Annotated in this window: 13 protein-coding genes; 11 read left to right on the top strand and 2 right to left on the bottom strand. The window is 70.9% G+C overall.

Annotated elements, in window-relative coordinates; all coding sequences use genetic code 11:
• Window positions 1–8: 8 nt before the first annotated feature.
• The gene (locus FLL47_RS22325; protein WP_144122509.1) at window positions 9–1604 is read right to left on the bottom strand and encodes a GMC oxidoreductase; all 1596 of its coding nucleotides are present in this window, start codon (window positions 1602–1604) and stop codon (window positions 9–11) included.
• A 2-nt stretch (window positions 1605–1606) separates the two neighbouring features.
• Window positions 1607–3499 (bottom strand): glycoside hydrolase family 15 protein, encoded by a 1893-nt coding sequence (locus FLL47_RS22320; protein ID WP_144122508.1) that lies wholly within the window; start codon window positions 3497–3499, stop codon window positions 1607–1609.
• A gap of 469 nt (window positions 3500–3968) precedes the next feature.
• Between FLL47_RS22320 and FLL47_RS22310 the strand changes: the two genes are divergently transcribed.
• The 11 genes from FLL47_RS22310 to FLL47_RS22260 all read left to right on the top strand — a co-directional run bounded on the left by FLL47_RS22310 (window position 3969) and on the right by FLL47_RS22260 (window position 17118).
• The gene (locus FLL47_RS22310) at window positions 3969–4925 is read left to right on the top strand and encodes a DUF389 domain-containing protein (RefSeq protein ID WP_144122506.1); all 957 of its coding nucleotides are present in this window, start codon (window positions 3969–3971) and stop codon (window positions 4923–4925) included.
• Window positions 4926–4940: 15 nt separating this feature from the next.
• Entirely contained in the window at window positions 4941–5885 is a 945-nt protein-coding gene (locus tag FLL47_RS22305; protein ID WP_186315839.1) for a cyclase family protein, read from the top strand.
• A 1-nt stretch (window position 5886) separates the two neighbouring features.
• A complete protein-coding gene (locus FLL47_RS22300; RefSeq protein ID WP_144122505.1) occupies window positions 5887–7020 on the top strand; it encodes an FUSC family protein in 1134 nt (377 codons plus the stop codon).
• 139 nt (window positions 7021–7159) lie between these two features.
• Window positions 7160–8467 (top strand): NAD(P)/FAD-dependent oxidoreductase, encoded by a 1308-nt coding sequence (locus tag FLL47_RS22295; RefSeq protein WP_144122504.1) that lies wholly within the window; start codon window positions 7160–7162, stop codon window positions 8465–8467.
• Window positions 8464–9873 carry a glucose-6-phosphate dehydrogenase gene (gene zwf / locus FLL47_RS22290; RefSeq protein ID WP_144122503.1) on the top strand — a complete coding sequence of 470 codons (1410 nt, stop codon included), beginning with the start codon at window positions 8464–8466 and terminating at the stop codon, window positions 9871–9873. Before FLL47_RS22295 ends, zwf begins: the two co-directional genes overlap by 4 nt.
• Window positions 9874–9955: 82 nt before the next feature.
• Window positions 9956–11350: a cytochrome ubiquinol oxidase subunit I gene (locus FLL47_RS22285; RefSeq protein ID WP_144122502.1), complete on the top strand. Its 1395-nt coding sequence runs from the start codon at window positions 9956–9958 to the stop codon at window positions 11348–11350.
• A 7-nt stretch (window positions 11351–11357) separates the two neighbouring features.
• On the top strand, window positions 11358–12359 hold the full coding sequence (gene cydB / locus FLL47_RS22280; protein WP_144122501.1) for a cytochrome d ubiquinol oxidase subunit II: 1002 nt from the start codon (window positions 11358–11360) through the stop codon (window positions 12357–12359).
• Window positions 12360–12549: 190 nt separating this feature from the next.
• Complete coding sequence (locus tag FLL47_RS22275; RefSeq protein WP_186315838.1) at window positions 12550–13464, top strand: hypothetical protein; 915 nt, start codon at window positions 12550–12552, stop codon at window positions 13462–13464.
• Window positions 13465–13483: 19 nt separating this feature from the next.
• Window positions 13484–15037 (top strand): serine/threonine-protein kinase, encoded by a 1554-nt coding sequence (locus FLL47_RS22270; protein ID WP_144122499.1) that lies wholly within the window; start codon window positions 13484–13486, stop codon window positions 15035–15037.
• Complete coding sequence (locus FLL47_RS22265; protein ID WP_222106140.1) at window positions 15034–15630, top strand: FHA domain-containing protein; 597 nt, start codon at window positions 15034–15036, stop codon at window positions 15628–15630. The genes FLL47_RS22270 and FLL47_RS22265 overlap by 4 nt, the downstream gene beginning before the upstream one ends.
• Window positions 15631–15747: 117 nt before the next feature.
• Window positions 15748–17118, top strand: a complete 1371-nt coding sequence (locus FLL47_RS22260) for an alpha/beta hydrolase domain-containing protein (RefSeq protein ID WP_186315837.1) — start codon at window positions 15748–15750, stop codon at window positions 17116–17118.
• The last annotated feature ends 41 nt before the right edge of the window (window positions 17119–17159 follow it).

The raw sequence follows: 17159 nt of genomic DNA, 5'->3' as shown, positions 1-17159 counted from the left end.
TCAGCAGGTCACCGCGTGCTGCCCGGTCCGGCCGCGGTGGTCGCGCCGGTGGCGGCGCCGAGGCGGCGCAGCAGGTGGTCGCCGACGCGCAGGGCGTTGGCCATCGCGGTCAGGGCTGGGTTGACCGCGCCGATGCTGGGGAAGAAGCTGGTGTCCACGACGTACAGGTTGTCGAGTTCGTGGGCGCGGCAGTCGGTGTCGAGCACCGAGCTGGCCGGGTCGGTGCCGAAGCGGCAGGTGCCGGCCTGGTGCGCGACCCCGGCCACCGGGATCTCGCTCTTCATGTACGCCCAGCGGTGCAGCAGGTGGCCCGAATGCATGCCCAGGTGGCCGAGCATCGACTTGAGCTGGTGATACAGCCGGTCGGCGGCGGTCGGATTGCTCTGCCGGTAGCTCAGCCTGACGTTGCCGTCCTCGGTGAGCGTGACCCGGTTCTCGGGCATCGGCAGGTCCTCGGTGGACAGCCAGAAGTCGACGGCGTGCCGGGCGACGTCGGCCAGCGCCCAGGTCGGGGCGAGCATGGTCGCGATCGGTTTCTCGCCGCGGAACATGTCCGCCTGCGACTTGCCGATCATCTGGATGTTGCCCATCGGATAGTCGAAATCCGGGCCCCGGAAGTAGAAGTCGTTGACGCCGAGCGTCTTCTGGAACACGGTCGGGTTCGGTTCCTTCGACAGCGCGAGCACGGCCTGGCTGTCGTGGAACATGTAGTTGCGTCCGACCTGGTCGGAGCCGTTGGCCAGCCCGTTGGGGTGGTGCTCGTTGGCCGAGCGCAGCAGCAGCTTGGCCGAGTTCGCGGCACCGGCCGACAGGACGACGATGTCGGCGGCGTAGCGCTCCTCGTGGCCCTCGTGCTCGACCACCACCGTGGTGACCGCGGTGCCCTGCGGGTTGGTCTCCAGCCGGATCACGTGCGCGTTGGTCAGCAGTGTGACGTTGTCGTGCTCCAGCGCCGGGCGGACGCCGAACACCTCGGCGTCGGACTTGGCGTGCAGCGGGCACGGGAAGCCGTCGCAGGACGGGCAGCGTACGCAGACGCTGTAGGGCATGTTCGTCTCGGTGAGCCGGATCCCGCACGGCGCGTGGAACGGGTGGTAGCCGGCCTTGGCCAGGTCGTCGGACAGCTGCTGGATGCGCGGCTCGTGCGACACGGCCGGGAACGGGTAGTCGGCGCTGGCCGGCGGCTCGGTCGGGTCCTCGCCCCGGGCGCCGTGCACCTGGTACATCTGCTCGGCCAGGCTGTAGTAGGGCTCCATCTGCTCGTAGGCGATGGGCCAGGCCGGCGAGATGCCGTCGTGGTGGCGCAGCTCGCCGAAGTCCTCGCGGCGCAGCCGGTACAGCGCCGCGCCGTAGAGCTTGGTCGCGCCGCCGACGAAATAGTGGACCTGCGGTTGGAACGGCTTGCCGCCGGAGTCGTACCAGGTGTCGGGCGAGATGTAGCGGTTGTCGATGAACACGTCGGCGGCGGACCAGTTCGCCGGCTCGCGGGGCAGCCAGCTGCCGCGCTCCAGCAGCAGGATGCGCTTGCCCGACGGCGCCAGGTGCCGCGCGAGCGTGCCCCCGCCCGCGCCCGTGCCGATGATGATGACGTCGTAGCTTTCCATCGCTATAGCTCCTCGAGGAGTTCGGCCAGGATGATGCGCCCGGCGGCCTCGATGAGCGCCAGGTGTGAGAACGCCTGCGGGAAGTTGCCCAGGTGCCGGCCGGCTTCGGCGTCGAACTCCTCGGCGTACAGGCCCAGCGGCGAGGCGATCGTCAGCAGCCGCTCCATCATGTCGCGGGCCCGGTCGAGCTGCCCGACCGCGGCCATCGCGGACACCAGCCAGAACGAGCAGATCAGGAAGGTGCCCTCCTTGCCGCTCATGCCGTCGTCGGTCTGCTCGGTGCGGTATCGCAGCACGTAACCGTGCTCGGTCAGGTTGTCGGCGATCGCCTCGACCGTGTTGCGCATCCGCTCGTCGTCCGGCGGCAGGAAGCCGAACAGCACCGCCAGCAGCGTCGAGGCGTCGAGGGAGTCCGTGCCGTAGTGCTGGCGCAGCACGCCCTGTTCGGTGACGCCGTTGGCGAGGATGTCGGCGCGGATCTGCTCGGCCGTGTCGCGCCAGGCCGCCGCCCGCGTGCTGTCCCCTCGGATGCCGGCCAGGGTCGCGGCCCGGTCCAGGGCCACCCAGCACATCAGCTTCGACGACACGTAGTGCTGCGGTTCGCCGCGGGCCTCCCAGATGCCCTGGTCGGGCTGCTGCCAGACGTTCGTCGCGCATTCGGCCTGCGAGACCACGATCGGCCACAGCCGCCGGGGCAGCCGCCTGCTGTGCCGGGTGTGCAGCAGGATCGAGGCCAGCACGGCACCGTAGACGTCGTTCTGCCGCTGGTCGAACGCCGCATTGCCGATGCGCACCGGGTGGGCGCCCTCGTAGCCGGACAGCTCGTCGCGGGTCGACTCCGGCAGGTCGCGACGGCCGTCGATGCCGTACATGATCTGCAGTGAGCCGTCCTCGGTCGCCTCCACGTCGGCGATGAACTGCATGAACTCCTCGGCCTCCCAGTCGAGGTTGAGCCAGTGCAGCGCCTTGAGCGTGAACGTGGTGTCGCGCATCCAGGTGAAGCGGTAGTCCCAGTTGCGTTCCCCGCCGGGCGTCTCGGGCAGCGACGTGGTGAGCGCGGCGACGGTGGCCCCGGTGGGCATGTAGGTCAGGCCCTTGATGACCAGGGCCGAGCGCTGCAGCGGGTCGCGCCACCGGTGGTCGGGGATGCGCGCACCGGCCAGCCAGGTGCGCCAGTACTCGGTGGTGGCCTCGATCATGGCATGCGCCTGGTCGCTGTCCGGCGGTGTCATGGACGGGTCCGCCCAGGACAGCACGCAGTACGCCCGCTCGCCCGGGTGCAGCACGTGCCTGCCCCGGATGCGGGTGCCCTCGATGCCCAGCGGCAGATCGGAGCGCAGGCGCAGGTTGGGCTCGCCGTTGACGGTCGCGGCGATGCACGGGTCGTCGGCCGCCAGGGCCCACGCGGCGGGCGTGCGCCCGTAGTCGAAGACGGGTTCACAGACCAGTTCCAGTTCGACCTGTCCTTTGAGGCACACGGCGGTGCGTACGATCAGGTGGGCCGCGTCGTTGTCGGCCGGCGGCCGGGTGTGCGGGGTGACCGTGTCGGCGCCCTCGCGGGGGCCGATGATCAGCGCGTCGGTGACCAGCAGCCAGCCCGCCGGGGTGCGCCACGTCGTCTCCAGCACGTTCGTGCCCGGCCGGTACACCCGCGCGGTCGGGTGCGCGATGGAGTACGGGCCGAACCGGAACATCCCGGCCTCGCGGTCCAGCAGGCTGCCGAAGACGCTGGGGGAGTCGAACGCGGGCGCGCACAGCCAGTCGACCGAGCCGTCGGGCGCGATCAGCGCCCCGGTGTGGCAGTCGGACAGGAACGCGTACTGCGCGATCGGCGGGAACGGCGACGGCACCGTGGCGGTCGCCTCCGCGGTGACCCTTGCATCGATTGCTGTCATGATGTCACCTGTCGTTGTCGTGCGCTGCCGGGCATCGTCGTCACCGCTGGCCCACATCGACGGCGGACAGCAGCCGGGCGATCGTCTCCAGTGACTTGCCTTCGGCGTTCACCCGAACGCCACCTCGACCAGGCCGCCCACGAACACCGCGCCCCGACGAACTGGCCGACCAGGTACACGCCGGCGATGAGGCCGTCGAGGATCCACGCGGCGCCCAGCCCGACGATCATCCGGGTGTGGAACGGCGACCAGCACAGCCGATCCAGCCGCGCCGGGATCGCGGTGCGGATCGGCGCTGTCGTCACCTCCACAGTCATCGCGGCGGCCTTGCGGCATTCGCCAGCATGGCGCCAGTTTAGGACTGTAAGAATATTTCGGGTGTGAATGTCAGAGAATCTGGGTAGCGGCCAGCGACGGTCGACGAACGCCCGAGACGGCTGCACGAGGCCGACAGTGAGCGAGGTCCGGCGTGAGCGTGGTCCACCTTCGCGTCGCGTGTCCGCCCGAGCGGACGGAACAGATCCTGGCGCTGCTCGCCGATGACGGTTGCGTGGTGGACGTCGCCGTGCACCGCGGTGCGCTGCACCCGGTCGGCGACGCGATCGAGTGCGACGTGCTGGCCGGCGCCGCCAACGACGTCCTGGCGAGGCTGCGCGAGCTGCGGGTCCACCAGCACGGGTCACTGATGGTCGATCCGGTCGACCTGGCGATGTCGGACCGGTTCGACGCCGCCGCGGCGGCGCTCAAGGGGCCGCTGGCACGGGCGCCGGTGTGGGCCGAGGTGGAGGCCCGCATCGCCGCCGACGCGACCGCCACCCCCAGCTTCTACCTCTACCTGGTGATCGCCGGCGTCATCGGTGCGGTCGGCCTGCTGACCAACTCGGAGATCCTCATCGTCGCCGCGATGATCCTCGGCCCTGAGTACGGCCCGATCACCGGCGTCGCGCTGGGTATCGACCGGCGGGCCTGGCGTCCGATCCGGCAGGGCCTGGCAGCTCTCACCGTGGGCTTCGGGATGGCCATCGTGGCGGCGTACGCCTTCACGATGCTGGTGCGCGGTCTCGGCCTGGTGCCCACCGCGTACACCCTCGGGCTGCGCCCGGTGAGCCACCTGATCGACACCCCGAACTTCTACTCCGTCGTGGTCGCGGTGCTGGCCGGGATCGCCGGCGTGGTCGCACTGGCCCACACCCGCACCAGCACCCTGCTGGGGGTCTTCGTCTCGGTGACCACCATCCCCGCCGCCGCCGACATCGGCGTCGCGCTCGCCGCGGGCAGCCCCGCGGAGGCGCACGGCTCGCTGCTGCAACTGCTGCTCAACATCACACTTCTGATCATCGTGGGCTTCGCGACCCTGCGCGTGCTGCGCCGGCTCTGGGGCCGCATCAGCCGGCGTGCGCAGACCCGCAGGCAGAAGCAGCACTGACGGACGGGAGACGACATGGACGGGAACGCCCACAGCCCAGGGACGGCCGACCTGGATCCCGCCGAGTTCCAGGAGCTGTACGAACGGCTGCGGCGCCACGCCGACCGAGGGCCGGACGACCGGCGGGGCGCGTTGAACCACATCACACCCGCGACCGTGCGGGCCGCCGCCGGCGAGGTCCGGCTCGGGCGATCGGTGTCGCTCGCGGCGCCCGTGGAGACCGTCCCGACGGCCGACAACCCGCAGCCGTCGATCCACGACATGATCAGCTCCCCGGCGGAGCACCGGCACAAGCCCGGGCTGAACTTCGCCTACGACCGGCTGGCGATGAACATCCACGGCGACGCCGACTCCCACATCGACGCGCTGTGCCACGTCGTCTACGACGGGCTGATGTACAACCGTGTACCAGCGGGCTCGACCGAGCCGGACGGCACCCCGGCGCTGTCCATCGACGTGGCCCACGACGGCATCGTCGGCCGGGGCGTCCTGCTGGACATCCCACGCGTGCGAGGCGTGCCCTGGCTGGAGCCGGGCGACCACGTCACCGTCGCCGACCTCACTGCGGCAGAGAAGGGCCAGCACGTCCGGGTGGGGCCCGGTGACCTGCTGTTCGTCCGGGTCGGCCACCGGCACCGCCGCAACAGCCTCGGCCCGTGGGACGCGGCAGCCGCCCGGGTCGGGCTGCACCCCACCGCGCTGGAGTTCCTCGCCGAGCGCAAGGTCGCGGTGCTGGGCGGCGACGGCAACAACGACACCGCGCCGTCGGCCGGCATCGCTTTCCCCGTGCACGTGCTGGCCATCAACGCCCTCGGTCTGCACCTGCTGGACTACCTGCAGTTCGGCGAGCTGCGGGCGCTGTGCGAGCAGGAGGACCGCTGGTCGTTCCTGTGCGCCATCGCGCCGCTGCGGCTGCCCGCGGCGACCGGTTCCCCGGTCAACCCCATCGCGGTGCTGTGACGTGGCAGGCTCGGGCCGCCTCGGCGAACTGGCGGTGCGGTCCCGCGCGACGCTGGCCGACCGGTGGGAGCGGGTCTGTGCCGCCCTGCTGATGGCCGTGCAGGCAGGCCTGGCCGCCGGCATCGCGTGGTTCGTCGTCCACAACCTGATGGGCCAGCCGAGCCCGTTCTTCGCGCCGATCGCGGCGGTGATCGTGCTCGGGGCGTCGGTCGGGCAGCGCCTGCGGCGGGCAGTCGAACTGCTCGCCGGGGTGGCGCTGGGCATCCTCGTCGGCGACGCCGTGATCGCGGCGATCGGCAGCGGAGCCTGGCAGGTCGGGTTGGGGGTGTCGATGGCCATGCTCGCCGCGGTGTTTCTGGGCGGCGGCCCGGTGGTGGTCGTGCAGGCGGCGTCCACCGGCGTGCTGATCGCCACGTTCGCCGCGCCGACCGGCCAGTTCTTCTACAGCCGCTTCTTCGACGCGCTGATCGGCGGCCTCATCGGCGTGCTGGTCATGGCGCTGCTGCTGCCGATGAACCCGTTCTCCGTCGTGCGCCGGGCGGCCCGCCCGGCCCTGAGCCTGGTCGCCGACGGGCTGCGCGACTGCGCCGCCGCGCTCGCCGAGCGCGACCGGCGGGCCGCCGCAGACCTGCTCGGCCGGCTGCGCGAAGGCGAGGCCGTCGTGCAGCACTTCCGGGAGGCGCTGGACGCCGCGCGCGAGACGGCGGCGATGGCCCCGGCGCGCTGGCGGCACCGGGCCCCGCTCACCCAGTACGTCGACGCGCAGCCCCACATCGAGCGGGCCGTCGGCGACTGCCGGGGCCTGGCCCGCCGGGCGGTCTCGGTGCTGACCGACGCCGAACCTGTGCCCGCCGAACTGCCCGAGGCGATCCGCCTGCTCGCCGACGCGGTGGACGCGCTGCGCGACGAGCTGGCCGCAGGCACCGAGCCGCGGCGCGCCCGGGAGCGGGCCATGGCGACGGCCGGCCGTGCCGGTGCGGCGTACCGGGCGGGCGTCGGCTTCTCCGGGGGAGTGGTCGTGGCGCAGATCAGGGCCACGGTGACCGACCTGCTGCGGGCGACCGGCCTGGACCAGACGGCAGCCGAGTCCGTCGTCCGGCGCGCGGTCGGCGGCACGCGGGCCGGCGACGGATAGGCGTCGGCGTGCCAGGCAACCCGGCGGGCGTTCGACGCAGAACCTGCTGAAGTGAGGATTTCGCAGTTTTTGCGTGTGATGATGGCATTCGGGAGAAAACGGACGCGGAGATCACCGCCGGATGAATGACGGGGCGGGCATGAGTGCGGATGTGAACGTCGTCATCGTGGGCGGCGGCTTCGCCGGCGTGGCGTGCGCACAGCGACTGGCCGATGAGGAGGGTGTCCGGGTCGTCCTGCTCGACCGCGCCGGGTTCCAGCAGTTCCAGCCGCTGCTCTACCAGGTCGCGACCGCGGAGCTGACGTCGGAGGACATCCGCTTCGACCTCGCGCGGATCTTCCGCGGCAAGGCCAACGTCGAGGTCCGCCAAGCCGAGGTCACCGGAATCGATCCGCAGGCCATGACGGTCACGCTGGACGGGGGCGAGACCCTCGCCGCGGACTACCTGGTGCTGGCCGCGGGTGCCCAGCCCAACTTCTTCCACACCCCGGGGGCGCGGGAGCACAGTTTCCCGCTCTACAGCGTCGAGGACGCGCGGCAGGTGCGGGGCCGCATCCTCACCGTGTTCGAGGACGTCGCCCGCGACCCGCAGCTGGTCGACGAGGGCGCGCTCAACTTCGTGATCGTCGGCGGCGGTCCGACCGGTGTCGAGACCGCGGGCGCGCTGGCCGAGCTGATCCATGATGTGCTGCCCGGCGTCTACCCCAACGTGCCCGTCGGCCATGCGCAGATCATCCTCGTGGACCTCGGCCACGCGCTGCTGTCGGCGTTCTCCGAGCAGGCCGGCGAGTATGCGGCCAAGCAGCTGCACCGCCGCGGCGTCCAGCTGCGGCTGGGCACCGCGGTCAAGCAGGTCGACGCCGACTGCGTGACCCTCGGCGACGGCCAGGTGATCAAGACTCGGCTGGTGGTGTGGGGTGGTGGTGAGAAGGCCGCCGACGTTGCCGGCGCCTGCGGCGTGCCCACCGGGCGCGGCGGGCGCGTCGACGTCCAGCCCGACCTCACCATGCCCGGCCACCCGCACGTCTACGCCCTCGGTGACATCGCGAACATCCCCTCGGGCGACGAGGCCGCTCTGCCGCAGCTGGGCAGTGTCGCCCAGCAGTCGGGCCGCTGGGCGGGCGACAACATCCTCGCCCAGGTGCAGGGCAAGCCGCCGCACCCGTTCCATTACCGCGACAAGGGCATCATGGCGATGATCGGCACCAAGGCCGCGGTCGCCGAGGTCGGCCCGCACCGGCACGAGCTGCACGGCCGGTTCGCGTTCGTCGCTTGGCTGGGCGTGCACATGGAGCTGCTGGGCAACATCGGCGCCGAGCTCAAGGCGTACGTCGCCTGGGCGCAGGAGTTCTACCTGCGACCCCACCACCGCCGTGCCGAGCTGCTCGACCCCTCGCGCATCGACACCCCGCGCATCGACTGGAACGAGAAGAGCGAATCGTCATGACCACAGCCGACACACCGGCGACCGGTGCCGCCGACGTCTTCGTCATCTTCGGCATCAGCGGCGACCTGGCCAAGGTGATGACCTTCCACTCCCTGTACCGGCTGGAGGCCCGAGGCCTGCTGAACTGCCCGATCATCGGCGTGGCGGTCGACCCGTGGACCGCATACGACCTGCGTGAACACGCCCGCTCGGCGATCGTGGCCACGGGGGAGGAACTCGACGACGACGTGTTCGACCGGCTGCTCGGCCGCATGTCCTACCTCGGCGGCGACTTCGCCGACCCGGACACCTACGCCCGGGTCGAGGCCGCGATCGGGGACGCGCGCACGCCGGTCTACTACCTGGAGATCCCGCCGTCGCTGTTCGGCATGGTCATCAAAGGCCTGGCCAAGACGAAACTGATCCGCGGCGGCCGGGTAGTGGTGGAGAAACCGTTCGGCCACGACCTGGCCTCGGCCCGGGCCCTGGCCGACGAGCTGCACGCCTACGTCGACGAGTCGCAGCTGTATCGCATCGACCACTTCCTGGGCAAGATGGGCCTGGAGGAGCTGGTCTTCCTCCGGTTCGCCAACACCTTCCTGGAACCGGTGTGGAACCGCAACTACGTAGAATCCGTGCAGATCACGATGGCCGAGAACTTCGGGGTCGAGGACCGCGGCCACTTCTACGACCCCGTGGGCGCGCTGCGCGACGTGGTCGTCAACCACCTGATGCAGCTGCTGTCGGCCGGTGCGATGGAGGCCCCGGCCGGCCCCGACCCCGCCACCATCAAGAACGCCCAGGTGGCGCTGTGGAAGGCCGTCGGCACCGCCGACCCGGCGCGATACGTGCGCGGCCAGTACGACGGCTACCGCACGATCGACGGCGTCGCCGCGGACTCGACCACCGAGACCTACGCCGCGCTGCGGCTGGACATCGACAACTGGCGCTGGTCGGGGGTGCCGTTCTTCATCCGCACCGGCAAGTGCCTGCCGATGACGCAGACCGAGTTCCGGCTGGTGTTCAAGAAACCGCCGAAGCTCGGCCTGCAACTGCCCTTCGACCGCGCCCCCGAAGCCGACCAGATCGTGGTCAAGCTCGACCCGGCCACAGGCATCCGGTTCCGGTTCGAGGCCCGCCGCGCCGACACCAAGGGGCCGCAGACCGTCACCGCCGACGTGGACTTCACCCGCGAGGGCGGCGAGGGGGCCACACCGTACGAGGTGCTGCTGCACGCCGCGCTGAACGGCGACAGCACCCGGTTCACCCGCCAGGACGGCGTCGAGGAGACCTGGCGGATCATGCAGCCGCTGCTCGACGCTCCACCGCCGGTCCACCCGTATGCCAAGGGCACGATGGGGCCCGCCGCGGCCGACGAACTCGTCGCCGACCACGGCGGCTGGCAGCAGCCGTGGACCGAGTCATGACGTGGGCGGCCGACCGCCGTGCCGCGGCACCTGCAGTGGCCGCGGCCCGCCCGCTCACCCAGGTTTCGGAGGCGTGACAGCCATGTCCAACGTAGATCTGGCCCGGATCCAGTTCGCGATGACGTCGATCTACCACTTCATCTTCGTGCCGATCACCATCGGACTGGCCTTCCTCACCGCGATCCTGCAGACCGTCTGGCACCGCACCGGCCGTGACGAGTACCTACGGCTGACCAAGTTCTTCGGCGTCCTGCTGGTGATCAACGTCGCCGTAGGCGTGGTGACCGGCCTGGTGCAGGAGTTCCAGTTCGGCATGGACTGGTCCGCGTACTCGCGGACCGTCGGCGACGTGTTCGGCGCGCCGCTGGCCATGGAGGGCCTGGCCGCGTTCTTCCTGGAGTCGACCTTCCTCGGTTTGTGGATCTTCGGCTGGGGCAAGCTGTCGCGCCGGATCCACCTCACCGCCATCTGGCTGGTCGCGCTGGGCGCCGCCGGATCCGCGGCCTTCATCCTGGCCGCGAACTCGTGGATGCAGCACCCTGTCGGCTACGAAATCAATACGACCACCGGCCGCCCGCAGCTCAACGACATCTGGGCGGTGATGACCAACCCGGTGTTCCTGTGGGCGTACGCCCACGTGCTGCTCGCCGCGCTGGTCACCGGCTGCGTCGTCATGCTCGCCGTGTCGGCGTGGCACCTGCGGCGCCGCTCGAACCCCGAGGTCTTCACCCGCTCGGCGAAGCTCGCCCTCGTCATCCTGGCACCCGCCATGATCTTCCAGATGTTCATCGGCAGCGAACTCGGCGTCGTCGAAGCGAAGTACCAGCCGATGAAGATCGCCGCCGCCGAGGCGCAGTGGGAGACGTGCCAGCCGTGCTCGTTCTCGATCTTCCAGATCGGCGGCGGCAACAACGACCAGACCCCCACGAAGATCATCGAAGTTCCCTACCTGCTGTCTCTGCTCGCCACGAACCACCTCGACGGCCAGGTCATCGGACTCAACGAACTCAACGCCCAATACCAGCAGCAGTACGGCCCCGGAAACTACGTGCCCAACGTGTTCATCCAGTACTGGGCGATGCGGGTGATGGCGTACCTCGCGGTCGTGATCGTCCTGCTCGGCCTGTGGGGTCTCTGGGTGATGCGACGCAAGCACCTGGAGACCGCGCACCGGTTCCTGTGGCTGGCCATGTGGGCACCGGTCCTGCTTTTCCTGACGAACACCGCCGGCTGGCTGCTCACCGAGAGCGGCCGCCAGCCCTGGATCGTGCAGGGCATCCTGCTGACCAAGAACGGCGTTTCACCGTCGATCAGCGCCACCACGGTCGCGATCAGCCTCACGGTGTTCTTCCTGCTCTACGCCGCGCTGACCATCGTCTGGCTGGTGCTCATGCTGCGCTACGCCCGCAAGGCGCCGCCGCCGACCGTGCCCGCGGCCGACGACACGACCGCACCTGAACCCACCTTCGCTCGCTGAGGCTGCCATGACACTGCCCGACATCTGGTTCATCGCCATCGCCGTGCTGTGGACCGGCTTCTTCATCCTGGAAGGCTTCGACTTCGGGGTCGGCATGCTGCACGGGGTCGTCGGGCGCGACGACTCCGGGCGGCAGACCGCGATCGCGACCATCGGACCGCTGTGGGACGGCAACGAGGTCTGGCTCGTCGTCGCCGCCGCGGCCATGTTCGCCGCGTTCCCCGGCTGGTACGCCACCATGTTCTCCGCCCTGTACCTCGCCCTGGTACTGGCGCTCGTCGCCCTCATCGTGCGCGGCATGTCCTTCGAATACCGCAACAAGGACACCCATCCGCGCTGGCGGCGCACCTGGAGCGTGCTGATGACCGTCGGCAGCGTGCTCGCCCCCTTCCTGCTCGGCGTCGGGCTCGGCGACCTCCTCCACGGCCTGCCCATCGGCTCCGACCAGGAGTTCGCAGGCACCTTCGCCGACCTGTTCCCGCCCTACTCGCTGTTCGTCGGCCTCACCTTCGTGCTGCTGTGCGCGCTGCACGGCGCCACCTTCCTGGCCCTGAAGACCACGGCCGACATCCGCGAACGCGCCACCCGCCTCACCCGCCGGATCGCGCCCTTCGCCGCGCTGGCAGTGCTGATCTACATCACCTGGTCCCACGTCATCTCGGGCAAGGGCTTCCTGCCCAACGTCATCGAGATCGCCGCGGTCCTGGCCGTGCTCGCCGCCGCCTGGCTGGTCAAGGAAGGCAAGGAGGGGTGGGCCTTCACCGCCACCACCTTCGCCATGGCCACCAGCGTGCTCGTCATCTTCACCAACCTCCATCCGCGCGTCATGGTCTCCACCACCGGCGCGGCCAACGACCTCACCCTGGCCAACACCGCATCCGGCGCCTACGCGCTCAAGGTCATGACCTGGGTGCTCGTCGTGCTGCTCCCGGTGGTCCTGCTCTACCAGGGCTGGACCTACCACGTGTTCCGCCGGCGCCTCAGCCGCGACGACGTCCTGGAGGAGTGAGCCGGTCCCGCGTCGGTGACGGGCCGGCGCGGTGCGCGCGCCCGAGGAGCCTTACCGGAAGGTAAGGCCGGCCTGTCCCGCCGGCCCCGGAAATGTCACCTCGCGGCCATGTTGCTCGCCATCGACCGGACGCCATATTGGTCTCGGCAGTCGGCGTCCGCCGGCTCGACGAGAGGCTGGGGCAGACGCGATGAGCGCGATGAGGAAGTTGGGGCTCCGGGCCGTCTCGGCGGCGATCGTGCTGGCGCTGACCGGGTGCGTCCCAGGAGGCGGCGGAGAGCCGGACCCCACCGGGTCGGCTGCCTCCTCCGGCAGCCCGGCACCGGAGGCGCCGACCGAGATCCAGATCAACAAATCCTATTGGTACGCCGGTTTCAAAGTCACCCTCGGCACGGCGCGGATCGTCCCGTCGTCCGTCGGCAACGGGCAGGCCGTGACGATCGAGGGCGTCTTCCAGAACCTCAGCCCCGAGCACCCGGGCACGCCGACGTCCGACGTCCTGCTCACCGTCGGCGACCGAACCTACGCCGAGGTGGACAACCCGCTGCTGAAGCTGACCGAGGTCCCGGCGCAGCGCAGCCAGCCCGGCGTGTACGCCTTCGCCGTCGACGAGCACTTCGCGCTCGCCGACGCGGTGCTGGTGGTGGGCAAGCCGTCCGACCGGCAGGCGACGGTCCCCTTCACCGGCCCGGACGGGCTCGTGCCGTTGGAGCCGAAGCCCCTGCCGATCACCGGCAAGGTCCTGCGGGACAAGAGCGGCAGCATCTTCATGACCGTCTCCGCAGCGGAAGTGCGCTCCGACGAGCCGCTCCTGCACGGTGAGGCCCCAACCGGGCAGGAGTTCCTGCGGCTGACGTTCACCGCCACGAACAACACCAACGCCGGGTTCGCCTGGGTCTTCGACCGCGACCTGCACCTCAAGCTGCCCGACGGCACCTCGGTCGCGACTGCCGACAACTGCAGCCGCGCCCAGATCTATCCGGCACCGCATGCCACGGCCACCGGGGGGCTCGCCTGTTTCCTCGTGCCCGCCCCGGCCAACGGCGAATACCTGCTCAGCTGGAACCGGTACGAGAAGGGTGCGCTGCGGGTGCCCGTCAATTGACGGTCGTAGAATGCCGTCGATGACGGTGGACGCCGGCCGCGGTGACGGAACACAAAGGACCGGCGCACCCGCGCCGGTCCTGCACCCTGGCGACCCGCGGCACGCGGGCGGGGTGCGGCTGCTCGGGCGGCTCGGCGAAGGCGGTATGGGCGTCGTGTTCCTGGGCCGGGACGGCGACGGACGCCTGGTCGCCGTAAAGGTCATCCGCGACGACTTCGCCCGCGACGGGCGCTTCCGGGCCCGGTTCACCGCCGAGGCGGCAGCCGCCCGCCGGGTCGCGCGCTTCTGCACCGCTCAGGTCCTCGACGCGGGCACCGACGGCGACCTCGCCTACCTCGTCACCGAGTACATCGAAGGCCCGACGCTCACCGCCGCGCTGGACGCCGACGGCCCCATGCGCGGCTCCACCTTGGACAGCCTGGCCGTCGGCATCGCCGCCGCGCTCAACGGCATCCACGCCGCGGGCGTCGTCCACCGCGACCTCAAGCCTGGCAACGTCCTGCTGTCGCGGGTCGGTCCGAAGGTCATCGACTTCGGCATCGCCCGCGCACTGGACGGCTCGGAACGCCTCACCGAGTCCGGCGACATCGTCGGCACACCGGCGTACATGGCTCCGGAGCAGTTCCGCGGCACCACCACCACGGCCACCGACGTCTTCAGCTGGGGCGCGGTCGTCACCTTCGCCGCGACCGGACGGCCGCCGTTCGGCATCGGCGCGCCGTACGAGCTGATGCACCGCATCCTGTCCGACCCACCGGATCTCGGCGTGCTGGAACCTCCGCTGCGTGGCCTCGTGGTGCAGGCACTCGACAAGGAACCTGTCCGGCGCCCGACCGCCCGGGCACTGCTGCTCGCCCTCGTCGGCGACGCCGCCGACCCGATCGACGCCACCTCACGGATCCTGTCGACGCAGTGGACACCCCCGCCGACGGCCGCCACCCGGATCGGACCCGCGCCTACCCGGCTCGACGACAGCCACGCCGCCGGACCGCTGCTCGACCGGCCCGTGGTCGAGCGTGCACCGGCAGGACGGCCGCGGCGTACCCGGACACTGCTCGCGCTCGCCGCCACCGTGGTAACCGCCGTGCTCGTCGCCCTGCTGGCCTCGCAGGGGTCATGGCGCGACGGTCCCGGCGGTGCCCGTCCCGGCGGTGATGCGTCGGTCTCCGCATCGGCCGGGCAGGCGCCTTCCTCCGCGGGCGGCCGAACGGCTTCCCCGCCGGCCGGGCCGGGTGCGGCACCGTCGACGGCCGGTTCGGGGGCGGCCGGGGAACTCCAGCCGATCACCATCGGCGTGCGTGTCCCAAAGCAGGACGTGATCTCGCTCGGCGTCAGCGAGGTCAGGCGCTACCGCCTCCAGCTCACCGCCGGACGCAGCATCTACGTGACGGGCGACGTCTGCGCCGAACTCGTGCCGTGGAAGCTGCTCCACAAGGGCGGCGCACCCGTCGGCTCCGGCAGGTTCGGCTGCCAGCAGTCCGGACCGTATGCCCTCCCCGCCGGCGAATACGAACTGCACGTGGGTGGACCCGGCGTGGAGGGCAAGCACGCCTTCAAGGTGACCGACCGGTGAGCGGCGGGGCAGCCCACCTGGAGATGTGGGGGACATCCGGCGCGTCGGCGATTCCCCTCGTCGGCGACCGGATCACCCTCGGCAGCGCCGACTCCAACCACGTCGCCGTGCCCGCCGACCGCCTCCTGTCACGGCTGCACGCGGTCTTCGAGCGCTACCCGGCCGGCTGGTGCGTACGCGACCTCGGCTCCCGCAACGGGACCTTCGTCAACGGCCGGCGCATCTGGCAGGAGCACGTCCTCGCCGACGGCGACGAGATCCGCGCCGGCGCCTCCCGTTTCGTGCTGCGGTCCGGCCGGGTGCCCGCCGGGCAGGTCACCGAGGCGGGTGCGGCGCCGCCGGAACTCACCGGCCGCGAACGCGACGTACTCGTGCAGCTGTGCCGGCCGCTGCTGGCCGGCGCGATGTTCACCGAGCCCGCGTCCAGCCGGGAGATCGCCGCCGCGCTCGTCGTCACCGAGGCCGCGGTCAAACAGCACCTGCTGCGGCTGTACGAGAAGTTCGGGATCGTCGGCGAGGGGGAGAAGCGGCGCGTACGCCTGGCCAACGAGGCGATGGCCCGCAACGCGATCACCCGTGCCGACCTTCGCTAGCCTGCCGCGCCGGGCCGTCACATTCGGCCGCATCGGCCCACAAGTCCCAGTGACCGGCGATCGAACCGGTGACATCGCCGATGCGCTCATCGGCGTTTCCGGCCAGGATGTCGGTGTATGAGGCATCCTCGCACGTACTACGCGGCACTTGCGGTCGCCGTGATCGTGACGATCGTCCCGGCCGTCCCCGCGATCGCCGAGCAGCGGTCACCTGTCCCGTCCCCGACCGTCTCCGGGCCGGTCCCGGGCGCCGTGCCCGGCGACCGGCTCGCGTCGGCCGTCGAGGACACCTATCCGTTCTTCTCCACACCCGACGACCTGGCCGCGAAGGGCTACGTCGAGCAGGAGTTCCACCTGTCCGGCGTCGCCGACGGCTGGGATCCGCAGGGCAACCAGGTCGCCACGGACGTGCCCTACCGGACCCGGATCGTGATCCGGCGCCCGGCCCGCGACCACCGGTTCAACGGCACCGCGCTGGTCGAATGGCAGAACGTGACCGCGGGCTACGACCTGGACGCGCTGTGGAACGGCGAGGCGATGATGCGGGCCGGGTATGCCTGGATCGGCGTGTCCGCCCAGCGTGTGGGTGTCGACCAGTTACGCGGCTGGAGCCCCGCCCGGTACGGCGCCCTCGACGTCACCGGCGGCGGACAGTACCTCGCCGATGAGCTGTCCTACGACATCTTCGCCCAGGCAGCCAAGGCCGTGAGCGCACGCAGGCACGGATCGCCGATGGGAGGGCTGGACGTCCGTACGGTCCTGGCCATCGGCGCGTCGCAGTCCGCCGGGCGGATGACCGTTTACTACCAGAGCATCCTGCCCAAGGTCGAGCCGGTGTTCGACGGGTACGCGTTCATCGTCGGCAACGCCCCGACCCGGGTCGGCCCGGAGCCGGTGTTCCAGGTCCTGTCGGAGACCGACGTTCGCACTCCGGTCCGGCCGTCGCCCGATACCGACCGGTTCCGCCGCTGGGAGGTCGCGGGCGGCGCGCACTCCGGCTGGCACGGCCAGCAGTACCGGAACCCGATCTCGGTCCGTGACCTGGGGGCGGTGCCGGTCTACGACTGCGCGCAGCCGCCGTTCAGCCGGGTTCCGGTCAACCACGCCACGGCGGCGGCATACGACCACCTGGTGCGGTGGGTCCGCAAGGGCGTCGCGCCGCCGACCGCGCCGCCGCTGGTCTTCAACGCCGACGGCACCAAGGCGCGCGACAGCCACGGGCTGGCGCTCGGCGGCATCCGGTATTCGCAGGTGACCGTGCCGACCGCGCGCAACACCGGGGACAACGCCGGGCAGTCGTTCTGCTTCCTGTTCGGCAGCCACCAGCCGTTCGACCAGGCCACGCTCGAGGAGCTGTACCCGACGCGCGGCGCCTACCTCGCCCAGGTCGTCCGCGCCGATCTCGGCAACGTCCACGCGGGCTACCTGCTGCCGGCGGACGCCGGTGGCAATCTCCGTGAGGCGCTCGCCTCCGGCGTGGGCGGGTGAGGCACGCCGGACCCGAAGCGGGGTGACGCGGCAGGTGCTCC

Origin of the sequence: Catellatospora sichuanensis, from assembly GCF_007483665.1 — a bacterium.
Taxonomy (GTDB): Bacteria; Actinomycetota; Actinomycetes; order Mycobacteriales; family Micromonosporaceae; genus Catellatospora; species Catellatospora sichuanensis.
The sequence above is the reverse complement of the archived record's forward strand: the minus strand, read 5'-3'. Positions and strand labels throughout refer to the sequence as shown.